Annotated in this window: 17 protein-coding genes; 8 read left to right on the plus strand and 9 right to left on the minus strand. The window is 53.0% G+C overall.

Annotated features, from left to right (window positions below):
• Positions 1–5 precede the first annotated feature (5 nt).
• Positions 6–800, plus strand: coding sequence for an SDR family oxidoreductase (locus tag OU789_RS16030; protein WP_274656714.1), 795 nt, complete (start codon positions 6–8; stop codon positions 798–800).
• A 52-nt stretch (positions 801–852) separates the two neighbouring features.
• On the opposite strand, the gene OU789_RS16035 is transcribed toward OU789_RS16030, so the two are convergent.
• Together OU789_RS16035 and OU789_RS16040 are read right to left on the minus strand one after the other, a co-directional pair.
• Positions 853–1,938, minus strand: a complete 1,086-nt coding sequence (locus OU789_RS16035; RefSeq protein WP_274656716.1) for a glycoside hydrolase family 88 protein — start codon at positions 1,936–1,938, stop codon at positions 853–855.
• Positions 1,939–1,958: 20 nt separating this feature from the next.
• On the minus strand, positions 1,959–2,753 hold the full coding sequence (locus OU789_RS16040) for a FadR/GntR family transcriptional regulator (RefSeq protein WP_274656718.1): 795 nt from the start codon (positions 2,751–2,753) through the stop codon (positions 1,959–1,961).
• A gap of 302 nt (positions 2,754–3,055) precedes the next feature.
• On the opposite strand from OU789_RS16040, the gene OU789_RS16045 reads away from it, so the two are divergent.
• Genes OU789_RS16045 through OU789_RS16055 form a run of 3 tightly spaced genes read left to right on the plus strand, consistent with a single transcriptional unit; the run spans position 3,056 to position 6,083 of the window.
• A complete protein-coding gene (locus tag OU789_RS16045; RefSeq protein ID WP_274656720.1) occupies positions 3,056–4,018 on the plus strand; it encodes an HlyD family secretion protein in 963 nt (320 codons plus the stop codon).
• Positions 4,015–4,941: an ABC transporter ATP-binding protein gene (locus OU789_RS16050; protein WP_274656722.1), complete on the plus strand. Its 927-nt coding sequence runs from the start codon at positions 4,015–4,017 to the stop codon at positions 4,939–4,941. Before OU789_RS16045 ends, OU789_RS16050 begins: the two co-directional genes overlap by 4 nt.
• Positions 4,938–6,083, plus strand: a complete 1,146-nt coding sequence (locus OU789_RS16055; protein ID WP_263951808.1) for an ABC transporter permease — start codon at positions 4,938–4,940, stop codon at positions 6,081–6,083. Before OU789_RS16050 ends, OU789_RS16055 begins: the two co-directional genes overlap by 4 nt.
• Before the next feature lie 112 nt (positions 6,084–6,195).
• Here the strand turns inward: OU789_RS16055 and OU789_RS16060 are convergent, their stop codons facing one another.
• A complete protein-coding gene (locus tag OU789_RS16060) occupies positions 6,196–6,465 on the minus strand; it encodes an HlyU family transcriptional regulator (protein WP_274656723.1) in 270 nt (89 codons plus the stop codon).
• Between the two features lie 190 nt (positions 6,466–6,655).
• Positions 6,656–6,946, minus strand: a complete 291-nt coding sequence (locus tag OU789_RS16065; protein ID WP_274656725.1) for a DUF2218 domain-containing protein — start codon at positions 6,944–6,946, stop codon at positions 6,656–6,658.
• 99 nt (positions 6,947–7,045) lie between these two features.
• Between OU789_RS16065 and OU789_RS16070 the strand changes: the two genes are divergently transcribed.
• From OU789_RS16070 to OU789_RS16085, 4 genes are read left to right on the plus strand one after another with little or no spacing between them, the layout of a single operon-like run.
• The gene (locus tag OU789_RS16070; protein ID WP_274656726.1) at positions 7,046–7,945 is read left to right on the plus strand and encodes a siderophore ABC transporter substrate-binding protein; all 900 of its coding nucleotides are present in this window, start codon (positions 7,046–7,048) and stop codon (positions 7,943–7,945) included.
• Positions 7,935–8,864, plus strand: coding sequence for an ABC transporter permease (locus tag OU789_RS16075; RefSeq protein WP_274656728.1), 930 nt, complete (start codon positions 7,935–7,937; stop codon positions 8,862–8,864). Before OU789_RS16070 ends, OU789_RS16075 begins: the two co-directional genes overlap by 11 nt.
• Positions 8,857–9,810 (plus strand): iron chelate uptake ABC transporter family permease subunit, encoded by a 954-nt coding sequence (locus tag OU789_RS16080; protein WP_274656729.1) that lies wholly within the window; start codon positions 8,857–8,859, stop codon positions 9,808–9,810. Before OU789_RS16075 ends, OU789_RS16080 begins: the two co-directional genes overlap by 8 nt.
• Complete coding sequence (locus OU789_RS16085) at positions 9,807–10,559, plus strand: iron ABC transporter ATP-binding protein (protein ID WP_274656731.1); 753 nt, start codon at positions 9,807–9,809, stop codon at positions 10,557–10,559. Before OU789_RS16080 ends, OU789_RS16085 begins: the two co-directional genes overlap by 4 nt.
• Before the next feature lie 21 nt (positions 10,560–10,580).
• On the opposite strand, the gene OU789_RS16090 is transcribed toward OU789_RS16085, so the two are convergent.
• Genes OU789_RS16090 through OU789_RS16110 form a run of 5 tightly spaced genes read right to left on the minus strand, consistent with a single transcriptional unit; the run spans position 10,581 to position 17,084 of the window.
• A complete protein-coding gene (locus OU789_RS16090) occupies positions 10,581–12,956 on the minus strand; it encodes a transketolase-like TK C-terminal-containing protein (protein ID WP_274656733.1) in 2,376 nt (791 codons plus the stop codon).
• Position 12,957: 1 nt separating this feature from the next.
• Positions 12,958–14,037, minus strand: coding sequence for an ABC transporter ATP-binding protein (locus OU789_RS16095; protein WP_274656734.1), 1,080 nt, complete (start codon positions 14,035–14,037; stop codon positions 12,958–12,960).
• Positions 14,038–14,046: 9 nt separating this feature from the next.
• Entirely contained in the window at positions 14,047–14,889 is an 843-nt protein-coding gene (locus tag OU789_RS16100) for a carbohydrate ABC transporter permease (protein ID WP_274656735.1), read from the minus strand.
• A 3-nt stretch (positions 14,890–14,892) separates the two neighbouring features.
• Positions 14,893–15,801, minus strand: coding sequence for a carbohydrate ABC transporter permease (locus OU789_RS16105; RefSeq protein ID WP_274656736.1), 909 nt, complete (start codon positions 15,799–15,801; stop codon positions 14,893–14,895).
• Between the two features lie 23 nt (positions 15,802–15,824).
• A complete protein-coding gene (locus OU789_RS16110) occupies positions 15,825–17,084 on the minus strand; it encodes an ABC transporter substrate-binding protein (RefSeq protein WP_274656737.1) in 1,260 nt (419 codons plus the stop codon).
• Positions 17,085–17,090: the final 6 nt, after the last annotated feature.

Consider the following 17,090-nt stretch of genomic DNA (forward strand, 5'->3'; position numbering starts at 1 on the left):
ATCAAGTGCAGAGACTAAAAGGGAAAACCACCATCGTGACCGGTGCCGGCCAGGGAATCGGAGAAGCCATCGCACGCCGATTCGCGACAGAAGGCGCGCACGTGGTGATCGCGGAACTGAACGAAGACAAGGGAAGAGACGCTGCAGAACAGATCGCAAGCGAAACTGGCGCAGAGACGCTTTTTGTCAAAACAGATATATCCAACACCCAAAGTGTTACGGCCATGCACGCCGCCGTTCTGGAACGGTTTGGCCCTGTGGATGTGCTGGTTAATAATGCTGGAATCGCTGTATTCCGCGCGCCACTTGAGACCAGCGATGACGATTGGGATCTCTGCATGAATGTCGATCTGAAAGGCGCTTGGACCTGTACAAAGACTGTGCTTCCCGACATGCTCGCCAAGCAAAATGGTGCCGTGATCAATATCATTTCCAATCACGCCTTTTCGATTATCAAAGGAACTTTTCCCTATCCCGTCGCCAAGCATGGCTTACTTGGACTAACCCGTTCTCTTGCGCTGGAGTATGCGGACAAAGGAATCGCAATTAACGCGATATCACCCGGCTACACGGATACCCAAATCGCCGAGAATGACTTTGCCGCAACGGGAGATGCTGCCAAGGCCCGCGCGAAAGTTGAAGCCATGCAGCCCGTCGGCCGACTGTGTCGCCCCGACGAAATAGCCGCCGTGGCGGCAATGCTGGCATCCGAAGAAGCGCGCTTCATGATAGGAGAAAATATCGTCATGGACGGCGGTGTGACGATACGAATGTACGACGACATCCGCTCGGGCGATTAAGCCAACAAACCACTGGCCCGCGCGCAGCATGGGCCAGCTTGGTATTCAATTGCTAAGAGATAGCTTTGCCGAGGAACGCACTTCGTGCAGCGGCGGCGGTCAAGACCGGACCCTGCCCCCATGGAACAATGCGATCTAGCGGAACATGCCAATAATGTTCGTCTACCAAGGCAGACATGACGGCGGCAGACACACCAAGAAGATTTCCCTGCTCATCAAGGTTCGAAACCATCGCGCGGAATGCCTTCTTTGCGGGCAATTCAAAACGCTCGCTCAACACGCCCTGCTTCATCCCACGGTAAAACGCCGTTGCCATAAAAGCAGCGGTTGAAGATTCCGGCCCGGAACGCGGCTCGTGCACCATGCAATGCCAGTTCCCGTCCTCAAGCTGGTACGAGACCATTGTTTCCGCTAAAGCAATGGCCTGCTCTTGCAATTCATCCGCTGCCGGAGCATCGCCGCAAAACTTCAGCACATCCAGCATCCCCAAAAGAGCCCAACCTTGCCCTCGGCCCCAACCGGGAATTTGCGATCGGCCAAGTTTCTCGAGCCAGTAGTGCCGATACGTTCCGGTTTCTTGATCAAACAGGAATTCACGATACCCAAGAATCTCGCGAACCGCGGTCTCTGCCCAATCGTTCGCGGGATCAATTTTTGACAGGTGTGCATAGAATGGCGCGTCGAAATGCATGCAATCAAGCCAGATACCCGCGCCGGAATCCTTCATTAGTTCGCTCTGCTCTTTAGAGAGTTGAGCGCCACCATAAGGTTGCCGCAATGAGCGCAGCGTGTCTTCGAATGTTACGGCAACATCCCCGATCTTACGCCGACTTCGAAGGTGCTGCGCGAGATCAAGTACTGCTGTTTTCAAAACCTCGTCACCTGTCCGCTCGACGATATCACACATCACATGGCCGGGCGCGGTGTTGTCGTCGGGGTGGAATGGATGACGCCGCGTGGCCCATGCACGGAAGAACCCTTGGCTGAAATCTATCCACTTCGGATCTTCAAGCAAATCTGCTGCGGCAACCAACCCCTCGAATCCGACTGAATCGCCATAGAACCACCCCTTGAATTCATGGGCAGCGAGGCGTTCGGCGACCGCCGCAATGAGCTGCGGCTGAAGCGTATCGGGCATATTCTTCTCCATTATAGAAATTATTCGGTTGTCTGGGCCAAACCGTCCTGCATGTCTCTGATCGCGCTCGCGATTACTTCGCGCATTGCTGTGCAAGCACGCTCGGCATCCCCATCCATGAACGCGTTGTAAACCGCCTCGTGGAGTTGTTGGCTTTCGTCCATACCAACCATTTCAGAAATGTAGCCGACAGCAGCCATCTGAAGATCGATGGAAATACTCATTGATGCCTCGATGACCGCATAAAGTTGTTCCAGCAACTCGGATCCTACACACTCGATGAGCGATCGGTGAAAATCCAAGTCCGCATCAATAAAATTTTGACGTCGCTCTGCTGAATCCACTTCGGGCTCTTCAGCCACCGCAACTTTACGCTCCCACGCAGCCTTAACCCTTGCGCGCTGCTCTTCTGTTGCCATCTGTGTCGCGGTGAACGCAATTCCAGGCTCCATGACAAGGCGCACCTTCTGGAGATCATCCAGAAGCGATATTGTATCCCCAGCTTGGATACGCCAGTCCATTACATCCGGATCAAGCAAGCGCCACTCTGAACGGAGCATAACCCGCGTACCATCAGATGTTTTACTGCGGATAAGGCCCTTTGCTCCGAGAATTCGAAACGCTTCGCGCACAACCGATCGGCTCACACCAAGCTCTTCAACGAGATCGGCCTCTTTGCTGATTGCGTCACCTTCAGCCCATTCACCACCAACAATCCGTACGCCAAGGTTCTCGACCGCCGCTCCGAGGATCCCGCGCACCTCTATGACGCCGCCAATTGCTGACTTTCGGCTTAATGGACTACGTTTTTTCATAAACTAAATCTCCTGTTTATAATATAAACTGACAAAATCATTTGTGCAAGAGGCGTAACTCCCCCGCCTTAATGCTCAATATTCGGGTATATAATCACTAGTAAATCCAAGAATTCTCGAGATGATTTGGGCAAACCAGCTCCGCGACACGGAACATCCCGCATCAAACGGAGACCCCAGTCGTGTTTCAAAGAAACGCAAGTACTGGACAAAGATTAGAGCTTGTTTGTGATGGGAGGTGCTGTTTCTATCAGTAATAGAAGGCATTAACACACTCCGCGGCCTGCGATTGGAGGTAACCCTTGCTAAATTTCACGTCTCCTATTCCGTTGATAGTTGCAGCGATTTTTCCCGCGTTTCTCGACCAATGCTCGCGAGCTGACGAGAGTGTGGCGCTAGGTATTCTTGCACGGGACCGCGTTGCGCTCACTGCAACAGCCAACGAAATTGTCGTGGATCTTCCGCTCGCAGAAGGATCAAAAGTCAAGGTTGGCGACACGCTGGTTCAACTAGACGGCACCCTGCAAACATCGAAGTTGGCGCTGGCGCAAGCGGAGCTTGAAAAAGCACAAGCAACCTTACTCAAGCTACAAGTTGGCGCCCGAGAGGAAGAGATCGCGATTGCCGAAGCCGAGGTTGCGGGTGCCGTTGCGCGATTGGCTGACGCAGAGGCCATCTATCAGCGAAACCTAAAACTGGTCGAAAACTCGATTGTGACCGAAGCACAGGTTGCGAACAATCTGGCCGTAAGAGACTCAGCGCGTGCCGAATTGCGAAGCGCAAAGGAAACACTGAAGGAATTGAAGAACGGCACAAGGCCCGAAGATTTGGCCGTTGCCGAAGCGAACGTGAGAGCACAGGAAGCATCCGTCAAAGCCGAGCAGACCATTCTGGATGAGTTGACTGTTGTGGCAACGCGCGACGGTATTTTAGATTCTTTACCATGGAACCTTGGGGAACGCGTGGCACTGGGCAGTCCGGTTGCCGTCCTCATAACGGGCGAGGTTCCATATGCCCGTGTTTACATCCCAGAGCCGCATCGCATTAAGCTCAAAACCGGCGACAAGCTGGAAGTACATGTTGATGGGCTCGACGCCCCTTTGGATGGCGTAGTGCGTTGGATCAGCGACGATCCGTCTTTTACGCCCTATTTCGGGCTAAACAAAGATGATCGGACAAGGCTCGTCTATCTCGCGGAAATTGACCTGCCCTCTGCCTCACCAGACTTGCCCCCAGGCATACCAGTTCAGGTTCCTATGCCATGACAGATGTCGTTGTTTCGACACGCGGCCTAACCCGAACATTCGGAGAGAAGACGGCCGTCGATAACCTAGATCTCGAAATCCAAACCGGCCAGATTTACGGGTTTCTTGGTCCCAACGGGTGCGGAAAAACAACAACCATTCGAATGCTGACAGGGCTTCTTACGCCGAGCAGCGGAGAGGTAACTGTGCTGGGCAAGTCAATGCCGCAGGCGGCGGAACCGCTCAAAAGCCAAATTGGGTACATGACCCAGATATTTTCGTACTATCGAGATTTAACGGTGCGCGAAAACCTGAAGTTCGCCGCCGAGATTTACGGGATTCCAGCAAAATCGGTGAAAGGCCGAATTGAGGAACTTCTGCACACCTATGATCTAACGACAAATGTAGATCAACTTTGCGGCAGTTTGAGCGGTGGGCAGCGGCAGAAACTATCCCTCGCTGCGACAGTTATTCATCGGCCAAAGCTCCTGTTTCTGGATGAACCAACCTCTGCTGTTGACCCGGAAACTCGCCGAACGTTTTGGGAGCAGTTGTTTGATCTTGTCGATGAAGGCGCAACAATGATCGTATCCACCCATTTCATGGACGAAGCAGAGCGCTGCCACAAGTTGGCCATTCTGCAAAACGGAGCAAAAAAGGCCGATGGTTCTCCGCGCCAATTGATGGATAACCTTCAAGCCGATGTTGTAGAGGTTGAGGGACCAGAGCTGCGCACCGTCAAACATAAGCTGGACGGAAAGCCTAAGGTTCTATCTACCGCGCAAATTGGATCGCGGCTTCGTGTCTTGGTGGATAAAACAGAGCCACAACCCGTCGAAATGCTGCGCGCTTTGCTCAATACGTTTGCGGACCTGACCCTCACGCAACAACGCCCAAACCTTGAAGACGTATTCGTCAGCGCAACACGGGAGCAGAGGGCATGATATCACCGCGCCGTATCGCCGCCGTTCTGAAGAAAGAGTTACTCCAGTTGCGAAGAGATCGAATGACCTTCGCCATGGTCATAATGATACCTTTGATCCAATTGATGCTGTTCGGATATGCGATCAACACCAACCTGCGCCACGTCCCTGTTGCATTGGTGGACCAAGCTGAAACAGAACTCTCGCGCACGCTCGCTCAAATTGTGCAAGCCACGCAGGTTGTTGAATTCACCGAGGTCTTCGCCACTCCCCAAGAAGCAGAGATCGCAATCACAGAAGCCCGTGTGCGAGCTGCATTGATCATTCCCCGCGATGTAGACAACCGATTTGCAAGAAGCCCCGCGATCGGGCTGGGCCTGCCGAATGCGACAGACCAAACCAGCAGCCGCCCTGTTGCGCATTGGATTGTCGATGGCTCAGACACCATGGTGGCGAGCGCGATCAAATCACTCAGAGCAATGCCTTTAACCGAGATGATGAGATTGCCACCAAACCGACTGGTTCCAACGTTTGAAGTTACGCTTTACTTCAACCCAGAACAGCGCTCGGCGGTTAACATTGTGCCGGGCCTCGTGGGCGTTATCCTTACTATGACCATGATCCTGTTCACATCGGCTGCCATCGTGCGCGAACGCGAACGCGGCAATATGGAAATGCTCATCAACACGCCCGTTAAGTCGAGCGAGATCATGATTGGAAAGATTATCCCTTATATCTTTGCGGGACTAATTCAGGTCGCAATCATTTTAGGGCTTGGGCATGTTCTGTTTGATGTCCCGATTAATGGTGGGCTGGGTGCATTGCTTGTCGTGACATTGCTGTTCATCATCGCGAGCCTGTCAGTTGGTCTGGTGGTTTCTACGCTTGCAAAAAATCAGCTTCAATCGATGCAGATGACGGTTTTCATCCTGTTGCCTTCGATCTTGATGTCTGGGTTTATGTTTCCCTTTGACGGCATGCCTCAGCCCGTTCAAGTCATCGCGCAAGCGCTGCCAGCGACACATTTCATGGATATGATCCGTGGAGTTGTTTTGCGAGATGCCTCGCTCTTTGAGATGAGAGAACAAATCCTGTGGATGATCGGCTTCACTGTCTTTGGCCTTATGGCAGCGACATTGAAATTCAAAAAGCGGTTGGATTAGGATCGCTAAACCTGAGATGCCAGACGTCGGTCGGCCCTAAGACGGGCCATACAAAAAGCACCATGTTCGTTCAATTATTGCATGAAAGCAGCGATCGCATTGCCTTGTGCGCTTAATCGAAAATGCGGTCGCCCTGCTCGTCAATAACCTGCTTCGCTTTATCGATACTAATGCTTTCGGCCTGATCCTTGCTGTCAAAAACATCCGCTCGGATAACCGCACAGGTCTTGCGCTCTCCGTCGATCGTTTTTTCGATACGAGCTGACAACCGGTACTTACCACCTTCCGCCATCAGGTCTGGAAAAATGTCGAAACCTTTGTACTCGACTGGCTTCGGTTCGGATTTTTCTCCACCGCCGAAGAGTTTAGAGAAGAGTGACATTGGAAGGCTCCTTTCAGCTTAGTGCGGAAAGGAGCCTAGCGATGCTCACGGCTGGGGGAAAGCGCTTTTTGCTCTCAGCAGAGCCGCGCCTGAAACTAACGGCGACAACTAAAAGCCGTTTCACCCAAGTCTCATCAACAGGACCTGAGCTGAATAGGCTTAGGGTTATATGTGCCGCGCGTTGCCAACCCTAGCTGTAGTCTTCCCAATCCATTGCTTCAAACTCTTCGCGGAACGCGAAGCGCTGCAAGTGAACATCGATCACGTGGCGTGCTTTCTCGATTTGCTCGGGGCCGTCGCCAGTTACCTCGACGGACAGTTCGTTTTCTTTGGCCTCTAATCGTGCAGGTCCGAACGGCATCGCTGCTTCGCCCTGTGTGTCATCATATTTCACGTCAACCTTATGGGCGAAGTGCTTGCATAACTGCTTCAAGTACTTCGAAGCTTGTTCGGTTTTGAACGTTCCGGTTTGAGTCAGCATTCTATATCCTATCTTTTTTGTCAGATTACAGGTTGCACGGCTTTACATCAATACCTTATAGAAACGCTCAGGATACTCATTTTCGAAATAGGACTTCTTATGCTTAGATCATTCATAGTCGCAGCCACGACGGCTCTTTGCGCAACCGCTGTGTCAGCAGCAGACGTAACAATCACAACATATGGCGACACCGCTACTGTTCCGCAGCAACCTCCAAGCGTTGCGGTCTTCGATATGGCGTCGCTGGATATGCTTGATGCGCTGGAGATCAAGGGAATTACTTCGACTTCCAATACCTATTTGCCTTACCTTGAAGAGTATCAGGGCGAGATCGGCACGTTGTTTGAGCCCGACTTTGAGGCGCTTGCCGCAACTGGCCCTGGACTCATTATTGCTGGTGGCCGCTCGTCCACACAGGTAGACGCGCTCTCAAAGATCGCCCCTACTGTGGACATGACCCTTTGGGGTGACGACCTGCTTGGCCAAACGCGAGATCGCCTAACGGCATATGGCAAAATCTTCGACAAGGAAGAAGAGGCCGCCTCTCTTATCGCGAACCTCGATACAGAATTGGAAGCCACGAAAAAAGCCGTTGCCGGAAAGGGAACCGCGCTGATCCTGCTCACAAATGGTGGCAAGATTTCCGCCTACGGCGCAGGCGGTCGATTTGGCTGGTTGCATCAGGAATTGGACCTTGCTGAAGCTGTTGATGGCTTGGAAGACACAACACACGGCGAATCCATTTCCTTTGAGTTCGTTCGTGAGGCGGACCCTGATTGGATACTGGTGCTTGACCGTGTTGCCGCCATCGGCGCAGAAGGCGAAAGCGCTGCTGCGACGCTCGACAATGCGATCATTGCCGATACGACAGCCGCCCAGAAGGGACAAATTGTTCATTTGAACTCCGGCGGATTCTACATCGCTTCTGGCGGCATTCAGTCTACTCTGGAAACACTCGACATCATCAAATCCGCTTTTGGCAGTGTAAGTGGCAGCTAAGTCCGGAATTATCGCCATCCTAACAGGCTTGACCCTCGTAAGTTGCCTTACGGGGGTCTCGTCGTTGTCGGGTGACGGAATTTGGCTTTTGTTCTATTCACGGCTCCCGCGTACTGCTGCTGCGCTTTTGGCTGGTGCGAGCCTCGCTGTTGCGGGGGTCATCATGCAAATGTTGTCGCGCAATAAATTTGTCGAACCATCAACTGCCGGAACCGCGCAAGCCGCAGCATTCGGTCTTGTGGTAATCACACTGCTGGCGCCCGGAGCGGCGCTTTGGGCGAAAATGGGCGCGGCGACATTCACTGCACTTATCGGCACCGCGGGTTTCCTCGCGCTGGTGCGACGCTTGCCGCCACATGATCCAATGCTGGTTCCGCTTACGGGGATTGTTTACGGTGGAATTATTGGTGCGGCCACGACATTTCTTGCGTACGAACGCGACCTGCTACAATACCTCGACATTTGGATAAACGGCGAGTTTTCAGGCGTAATGCTCGGGCGTTACGAGTTTCTGTGGATCGCAGGTATCCTTGCAGGCGTGGCGTATCTTTACGCAGATCGTTTTACGATTGTTGGCTTGGGCGAGGATGCCGCAAAATCTCTCGGGCTCAACCACAAACAGGCAATGATCGCAGGGCTATCGATCGTCGCGGTTATCTCTGCGGTTACGACAGTTAGCATCGGCATGATCCCTTTTGTTGGTCTGGTTGTCCCCAACATTGTGGCGCGCATCTATGGCGAAAACCTACGCCAGACACTGCCGATTGTCGCCGCTTCCGGCGCGGGTTTGGTGTTGGCATGCGACATACTCGGAAGGGTCATTCGATATCCGTTCGAAATCCCTGTGGGTACAATTCTTGGTGTGATCGGCGCAGCAGCGTTCTTGTGGATTTTGCATGGGCGGGCACGTCATGGATAATCTAAGCTTACCTTCGCGCCTCGCAGTCCTTGCGACTTTGGCAGTATTCGCCTTGCTTGCATTCATGACGCTGGAATCACGGGGCAACTGGGGATTTGTCCTGCCATTCCGCGGGATCAAAGCCCTAGCGCTCGTTACGTTCGCCACTTCGGTCGCGCTTTCGACGATGGTTTTCCAAACTTTAACCGCCAACCGAATTTTGACACCATCAATCATGGGGTTTGACGCGCTCTATATACTTATTCAGACATCACTGGTTTTCACCATTGGCGGCGTGGGATACGCGTCAATTGATCCTGTCATGAAATTTACTGTGGAGTCAGTATTCATGACGGCAGCAGCACTCGCCCTTTTTGGAATGGTGTTACGCGGGGTGCATGATATCGGCCGAATGGTGTTGACGGGTCTGATACTTGGTGTGCTCTTTCGCTCAATCTCATCGCTTATTAACCGGCTTATTGACCCTTCGGAGTTTTCTATCATCCAACAGGCCAGCTTCGCGAGTTTCAACGCGGTTAACGTTGAGCTGACTTGGATAACATTCGTCCTGACCGCGGCGTGTTTTGTATGGTTGATGTCCATTCACAAACGGCTCGACATAATGGCGCTCGGGCGGGACGCCGCCAAGGGCTTGGGTGTTGATTACGAACGCGAGACAAAAAAACTACTCGCCGTTATCGCATTGCTTGTTTCCAGTTCTACGGCACTCATCGGCCCTGTCTATTTTTACGGTCTGTTGGTCGCCGCACTTAGCCACAAGCTGATCGGCACATGGCGCCACCAATATCTTTTGCCCGCATCCTGCATCATTGGCGCAGGATTACTCATTGCTTCTCAAACCCTTTTCGAACGGGTTCTATCTCTCCAAACCTCTGTCGCGGTGGTAATTGAAGCAATTGGCGGCATCACATTCCTCTTGCTCCTTTTCACTAGGAAAACGCGATGATTGAAGTTCGAAATCTGGCAGTGGCGTTTGACGGCACTAAGATTCTACGCAACATGACCCTTTCTCTGCCGAAAGGTAAATTGACGGGAATTGTCGGCCCCAATGGTGCGGGCAAATCAACACTTCTGACAGCCATGGGCCGCCTAACACCTATCCACTCCGGTGAAATCCTTTTTGACGGCTTTCCAATTGGTGATATCGCAACTGCCTCTTTGGCAAAACGCCTGTCTATTTTCCGCCAAAGCACGCCAATTACGCCACGGCTAAGCGTTCGGGATCTGATTTCCTTTGGCCGCTATCCCCACACACAGGGCCGGCCAACCGGTGCCGACTTGCTGATCATAGAGCAAGCAATCGCGCGCCTTGATCTCTCGGAATTCGCAGACCGATACCTCGATACGCTGTCGGGCGGCCAGCGCCAGCGCGCATTGTTAGGCATGGTATTGGCGCAAACGGGTGATGTCGTATTGCTTGATGAACCTCTTAACAATCTTGACATTACGCACGCTCGAACTGTCATGCGAGTTGCGCGAGAAGAGGTTGAAATGGGGCGGACGGTTGCAATTGTCCTTCACGATTTAAGCATAGCTGCAAACCATTGCGACCACGTCATCGCACTCAAGGACGGCCAACTCCATAGCTCTGGAAAACCCGAAGATGTACTTACCAACGAAGGGCTATCCGACCTCTACAACACCAAAGTCGATGTAGCCGAAATCGAAGGAAGACGGGTCATACTGACGGTTTGAAAAGAGCGGCGCTCCAGTTTCCTAGGCCCTTTTGACCTTGCGGCCCGGAGTTAGACCGTTGATCTTTTGGATAATGCTATCGGCATCAATACCAAAATGGCGATAAAGATCATTGATCGTTCCGGTTTGGCCAAAATGTTCAACGCCAAGGGGTATTGTTCGATGCCCTTGAACGGCGCCGAGCCAAGAAAGCGTTGCCGGATGACCATCAATCACAGTCAGCAACTGACAATGAGGAGGGAGCTCCTGCATTAGTCGCTCAATGTGGCTTGTCGCGTTTGATTGGCCACGCGCACGCGCACGTTGAGCAGCGGTCCAGCCAGCATTAAGGCGGTCTGCAGATGTAATTGCCAGCACCCCAATATCGCGGCGCGCTTCGGCCAGATGCCCTGCCGCACGGATCGCTTCGGGTGCCACGCTGCCCTGATAGGCGATGACAACCTCACAATTCGGGCCAGGGCGGCGCAACCAATAGGCGCCATCAACCGCGCCCTGTTTCCAGTCCGGATCGGGCCGCTTGCCCGGTTGCTCGATTGGATTGGTTGAAAGCCGCAGATAGACAGAACCACCAGTCTCATCGCGCAACCACGTGCGTTCGTCTGGGTCACCTTCGCCGTTGCGCTGAAGGTAAGAGAATGACCATTCCATGATCGCAGCAAGTTCATCCGCAAAAGCAGGTTCAAAAGCAGCAAGCCCATCCTGACTCATGCCGATCAACGGCGTTCCGATGGATTGATGCGCGCCGCCTTCGGGGGCAAGCGTTACGCCCGAAGGTGTGCCCACAACCATAAAGCGCGCGTCCTGATAACAGGCATAGTTCAACGCATCGAGACCGCGCGAAACGAAGGGGTCATAAAGCGTGCCAATCGGGATAAGCCGTTTGCCAAACAGCGAATGAGACAGCCCAGCAGCGCCCAACAAAAGGAACAGATTCATCTCCGCAATGCCAAGCTCGATATGTTGGCCTTCAGGCGTGAATTCCCACTTTGCTGTTGAAGGTATCCGATGCTCAATGAATGCATCGGCTTGGGCCTCGCGGGCAAAGAGTTTGCGCCGGTTCACCCATGGTCCGAGGTTGGTGGTTCCTGTCACATCCGGCGAAGTCGTGACGATACGGTCGGCGAGGTCGCTATCTCCTTTGGAAAGGTCATCAAGGATTTTCCCAAAAGCCATTTGCGTTGAGATTTCGCGATCGCTCGACATCTCGATCTTTGGAACAGTAAGTGTCTCATCAGTGTATCGCCTTGTGCCCTCGGCAAAGAACGGCACTTTATCCATCCATTCCTGAAGCGCGTCAGGATCAGAGACTGTGGCGAACTTTTCCCATTCCTGCCCGTCCGGGACATTCATCTGCTTCTGCCAATCCGCCATCTGCGCTTTGGTCATCAGCCCACCGTGATTGTCTTTGTGTCCTGCAATCGGCGTTCCCCAGCCCTTGATCGTATAAGCAAGGAAGCAGGTTGGCCGATCGTCCTTTACGCTTTGAAAAACATCGGCCATCGTTTGTACGCAGTTGCCGCCGAGGTTTTCCATGAGCGCGGCGAGTTCATCATCACTGCGCTTTTCGATGAGTGCGGTAACCGGCCCTTGATCGCCAAGATCATCCATCAGGTGTTTCCGCCAAACAGCCCCGCCTTGGTAAGTCAGAGCGGAATATTGTTGGTTGGGACAGGCATCTATCCACTCTCGTAGTTTCTCGCCACCTTCTTCTTTGAATGCCGCCTGTTGAAGAACGCCGTATTTGATGCGGATGACGTTCCAACCGAAGGCATCAAAAATTTTCTCGACCCGCTCAAACAGTCCTTCTCGCACGATGCCGTCAAGTGATTGCCGGTTATAATCAATAATCCACCAGCAATTGCGAAGATCGTTCTTCCACCCTTCTTGAAGGGCTTCATAAACGTTTCCTTCGTCAAGCTCGGCATCGCCAACGAGCGCAACATGCCGCCCAAGCGGCAATCCTTCGCCCCAAGTCTTAGCGGCAATATAATCCTGAATGATTGATGAGAATGCAGTGATCGCAACACCAAGCCCCACAGAGCCCGTTGAGAAATCCACATCATCAATATCCTTCGTGCGGCTGGGATAGGATTGCACCCCGTCAAAACCGCGGAAGTTCTGCATTTTCTCGAGTGTTTGGTTCCCCATCATGTACTGCATCGCATGGAATATCGGGGATGCGTGGGGTTTAACGGCGACACGGTCCTCTGGCCGAAGAGCAGAGAAATAGAGCGCGGTCATAATCGAAACCATCGACGCAGAGCTTGCTTGGTGTCCACCGATCTTGATGCCGTCCACCTTAGGGCGCACGTTGTTGGCGTTGTGGATCATCCAATGAGAAAGCCACATAAGGCGGCTTTCCATTGTCTTGAGGTATGTGTTCTCCGCTTCCGCCATATCAGCCTACTTTCTCCAGAACCCGTCGCAGCGCGCGGCCGTCAGGACCAAAAATATGGGCATTTTCAGGTTGGATACGAAGGCCAAGGCGATCGCCTGATTTGGCTGGAATGTTGCCATGTTTGCGCACCATCAGCGGGCCTAAGCCCTCTACAACTGTGAAGATATTCGTATCCGACCCCAAATGCTCCACAACATCAGCCACCCCGATAAGATCGCCCTCGCCGGGGTCGACCACATCAATATGCTCGGGACGAATGCCAAGTTCTACCGCCGCGCCACAGTCCGGCAGATGCGGAAGCTTAATAACCGAGCCATCCGCCGTTTTCACCTCACCATCGCCGCCAGTAACGGGAACGATATTCATTGTTGGTGAGCCAATGAACTGCGCCACGAATTTATTGGCGGGGCGTTCATAGAGCTCAAGCGGGCTCCCGACTTGCTGGATGTCTCCACCATTCAAAACAACGATACGATCCGCCAGAGTAAGCGCTTCGACCTGATCGTGGGTCACGTAGATCATCGTTGCGCCGAGCTTCTGGTGCAGCCGCGCAATCTCTAGGCGCATTTCGACACGGAGCGCGGCGTCGAGGTTCGAGAGCGGTTCATCAAAAAGAAACGCACGGGGATCACGGATAATGGCGCGCCCCATGGCAACGCGCTGACGCTGCCCGCCCGACAGAGCCTTGGGGAGGCGCTCTGTCAGGGCGGTAAGGCCGAGCGTTTCGGCGGCCTTTTTCACACGCGATGCGCGTTCAGCGGCGGGGTCTTTGCGGATTTCCATCGAAAACCCCATGTTCCGCGCCACATCCATATGCGGGTAAAGAGCGTAGGATTGGAACACCATCGCAATATCACGGTCACGCGGGCGCACATCGTTCATTCGTTTGCCATCGATCAGGAAATCCCCGCCCGTGATCGGCTCTAGCCCTGCGATCATACGCAGAAGTGTAGACTTCCCACAGCCGGACGGACCAACAAGAACAATGAATTCTCCGTCCTCGATGTCGAGGTTCACATCGCGAAGAACCTCGACCGATCCATAGCGTTTCTTGACGTCCTTGAGTTCAATTCGTGCCATTTCGGCCTCCTATCCTTTGACCGCGCCGGACGTCAGCCCTTGCACGAGGTATCGTTGAATGAAAATGAAGAAGAGACAGCTTGGGACAAGGGCCAGCACACCGGCGGCCATCATTTGCCCCCAATCCACGGAGAACTTGGACACGAAGGTCAGAAGCCCAACGGGGAAGGTCATTGCCTCGTTCTTGGAGATCAGCATGAGCGCAAAGAGAAGCTCGGACCACGCAGCCGTGAAAACAAACCCGAGGGTTGCGCCAAGCCCAGGCAACGTGAGCGGAAAGATGACTTTGTACAGCGCTTGAAAGCGGGAGCACCCATCCATCATTGCCGCTTCTTCGAGGTCTTTCGGAATACCGTCAAAGAAGGACTGCATCAGAAACGTCGCGAATGGGACATTGAAAGCGGTATAAACCACGATCAGAGATGTGAGCGAGTTCAGCATGCCCAGGCCTGCGATGATCTTGTAAATCGGCGCGATAATCATCAAGAGCGGGAACATTTGGGTGATAAGCATCACTGCAATTAGCAGCCGCTTCCCCGCAAAGTTGAACCGCGAAAACGCATAGCCCGCTCCGGCGGCAACCAGTGTTGTAACCGCGGCCGTACCAAGAGAAACATAGAGAGAGTTCCCAAAGTAGGACAGGAAGTCTGTTTGGAATACAACTGAACGAAAGTTGTCGAACGTGAACTCGGAGGGCCAGAGATTTGTGCCTTCTGTGTAAATAAGCTGGTCAGGAGTCACAGCGATCTTGAGCAGCCAATACAGCGGAAAGAGCGCAAAGCTGAGATAAGCCAGAAGGGCGGCGTATTTACCAACAGCGAGGACGGGTTTGGGTGAGTGTGTCATGGCCATACCTCAAATCTTGACCAGCTTTTTGCGCAGCCAGAGCACAAAAACTGCATAAACGAGCAGAATTGCCAGAAGCGCTACAGCAATCGCCGATGCATAGCCGAAATCCAGTTTGCGGAACGCGGTTGTAAAGACATACGAGCTGAGAATTTGTGTTGAGTTTGCGGGGCCGCCACCTGTCATCACAAAGATCAGATCAGCAAAGTTCGCAATCCAGATTGTACGAAGCATCACCGTGATCGCGATCATCGGAGCAAGAAACGGCAGTGTAATTTTGGTAAAGGATTGCCACGCGGAAGCACCATCAATCTCGGCAGCTTCATAAAGTTCACCGGGAATGGATTGAAGCGCGGCCAGCAGAGTAATTGCGAAAAACGGAACGCCAAACCAGATATTCGCGACAATCGGCCCCCACATCGCAAGATCGGGGTCGCCCATAATATTGTATGGCTCTGAAAGTATGCCAAGAGCAGTGAGCCAATGTGGGAGAGGACCGATGACCGGGTTGAATAGCCAAGCCCAAGTCAGCGCCGAAAGAAATGTCGGAACGGCCCATGGCAGGAAGACAAGAGCCTGAAAAAGCTTTTTGCCGAAGAAGTTTGTGTTCAACAAAAGAGCAAGCCCAAGGCCAAGCGAGAACTGGAATGTGATTGACCAGAACGTCCACCAGAACGTGTTCTCGAGAGCGATCCAGAATTTCCGGTCGGCCCAGAGATCAATGTAGTTCTCAAATCCGACCCAACCTGTGTTGAACGGATTCAGTAGCTCTATCGACTGAAAGGAATAGGAAATGCCGATCACCAATGGGATCATCATCACGAGCCCGATCAGCACGATAGCTGGCGACAGATAGAGAAACGGCTCTACCATATACTGCCAGTAAAGCGAGCGTCTTGCCCGGGTTTCCCCGGGCATGACGTTGTTTTGCTTACGCGAGATCACTGCTTTGCCTTCCACTTAGCGTATTCCTCGGTCAGAAGCTCGGCCCACTCATCTGCGACTTCTTGCGCAGTGCGTTGACCCAAGAGTGCTTCCTGACTTGTTTCCAGCAGAAGTGTGCTGGCGAAGTAGCCCCATTGCTCAAGGTATGTCGGCATAATGGTCGGCTCGTACTGCTCGCCATTCAGTTCCTTGAACCAGCCTTCAAACTGCTCTGTTTGGAAGTGTGGGTCACGATCTGCGCCTTCGTGGATTGGAATAACCCCTACGCGTTTGGCCCATGTGGCGTTGGCCTCTGGTGCCGAAAGAGTCGCAACAAGATCAAATGCTTCTTTTTCATGCTCTGTGGATTCAAAGATCGACCATCCCGCGAACCCAATTGTTGGGAATGCTTTACCAGAAGGACCAACAGGCATCGGAATAACGGCAAAATCTTCTGCTGGCATCCGCTCGGAAATGGCGATCAGCGCATCTGGGTCTTGGTCTAGGAACGCGCATGTGCCGGAATAGAAACCAGCAACGATTTCGTTAAAGCCCCAGTTGACGGAATCCTTGGGTGCATACCCTTTCTGGTAAAGATCCATCATGAACTGAATTCCTTCGACGGAGCCCGGTTCGTTGATCCGGCTCTTGCCATCTTCGGTAAAGAATTCGTTTGTGCCGTTCATGGTTGCGCCGAACATGATCCAACCATTCGTACCGCCAGGACCACCACGCAGACAGTAGCCCGACTTACCGTCGAGCTCAGAAACAGCCGCGGCAGCAGCCATAAATTCTTCCATTGTCTCTGGTGGATTCTCTACGCCTGCTTCGGCGAGAAGCTTTTTGTTGTAGAACATCGCACGAAGATAGAACCCATAAGGGATCATATAGAGATCGCCCGCTTGGGAACCCATTGCGATTGTCTTGTCTGTTAGGGTGCTGCCATGCTCCCAACCAGCTACAAGATCCGTGAGGCTTTTGAGTTGGCCCGAACCGGCATAAAGCGCTTGCCATGTGTCTGGCATCTCGACCACGTCAGGCACATCGCCACCAGCAACCATTGTCGCCAGCTTCTCAAATGCCTGCCCCCAAGGAAGGCTGACAATCTCGACAGTAACGTCAGGATTGGCCTCTTCGTACTGGTCAACAAGCCCCTGAAGCACTGCTGTGCGCTCTGGGCTGGTGATAACTTCAACCAGTTTAAGCGTTGTCTCCGCCAATGCACTGCTTGCAAGCAGCATAGCGGCTGTGCTGAGCCCAGCGAGTTTGAGTTTCATAATTAA

Source organism: Halocynthiibacter sp. C4, assembly GCF_028823805.1.
Taxonomy (GTDB): Bacteria; Pseudomonadota; Alphaproteobacteria; order Rhodobacterales; family Rhodobacteraceae; genus Falsihalocynthiibacter; species Falsihalocynthiibacter halioticoli.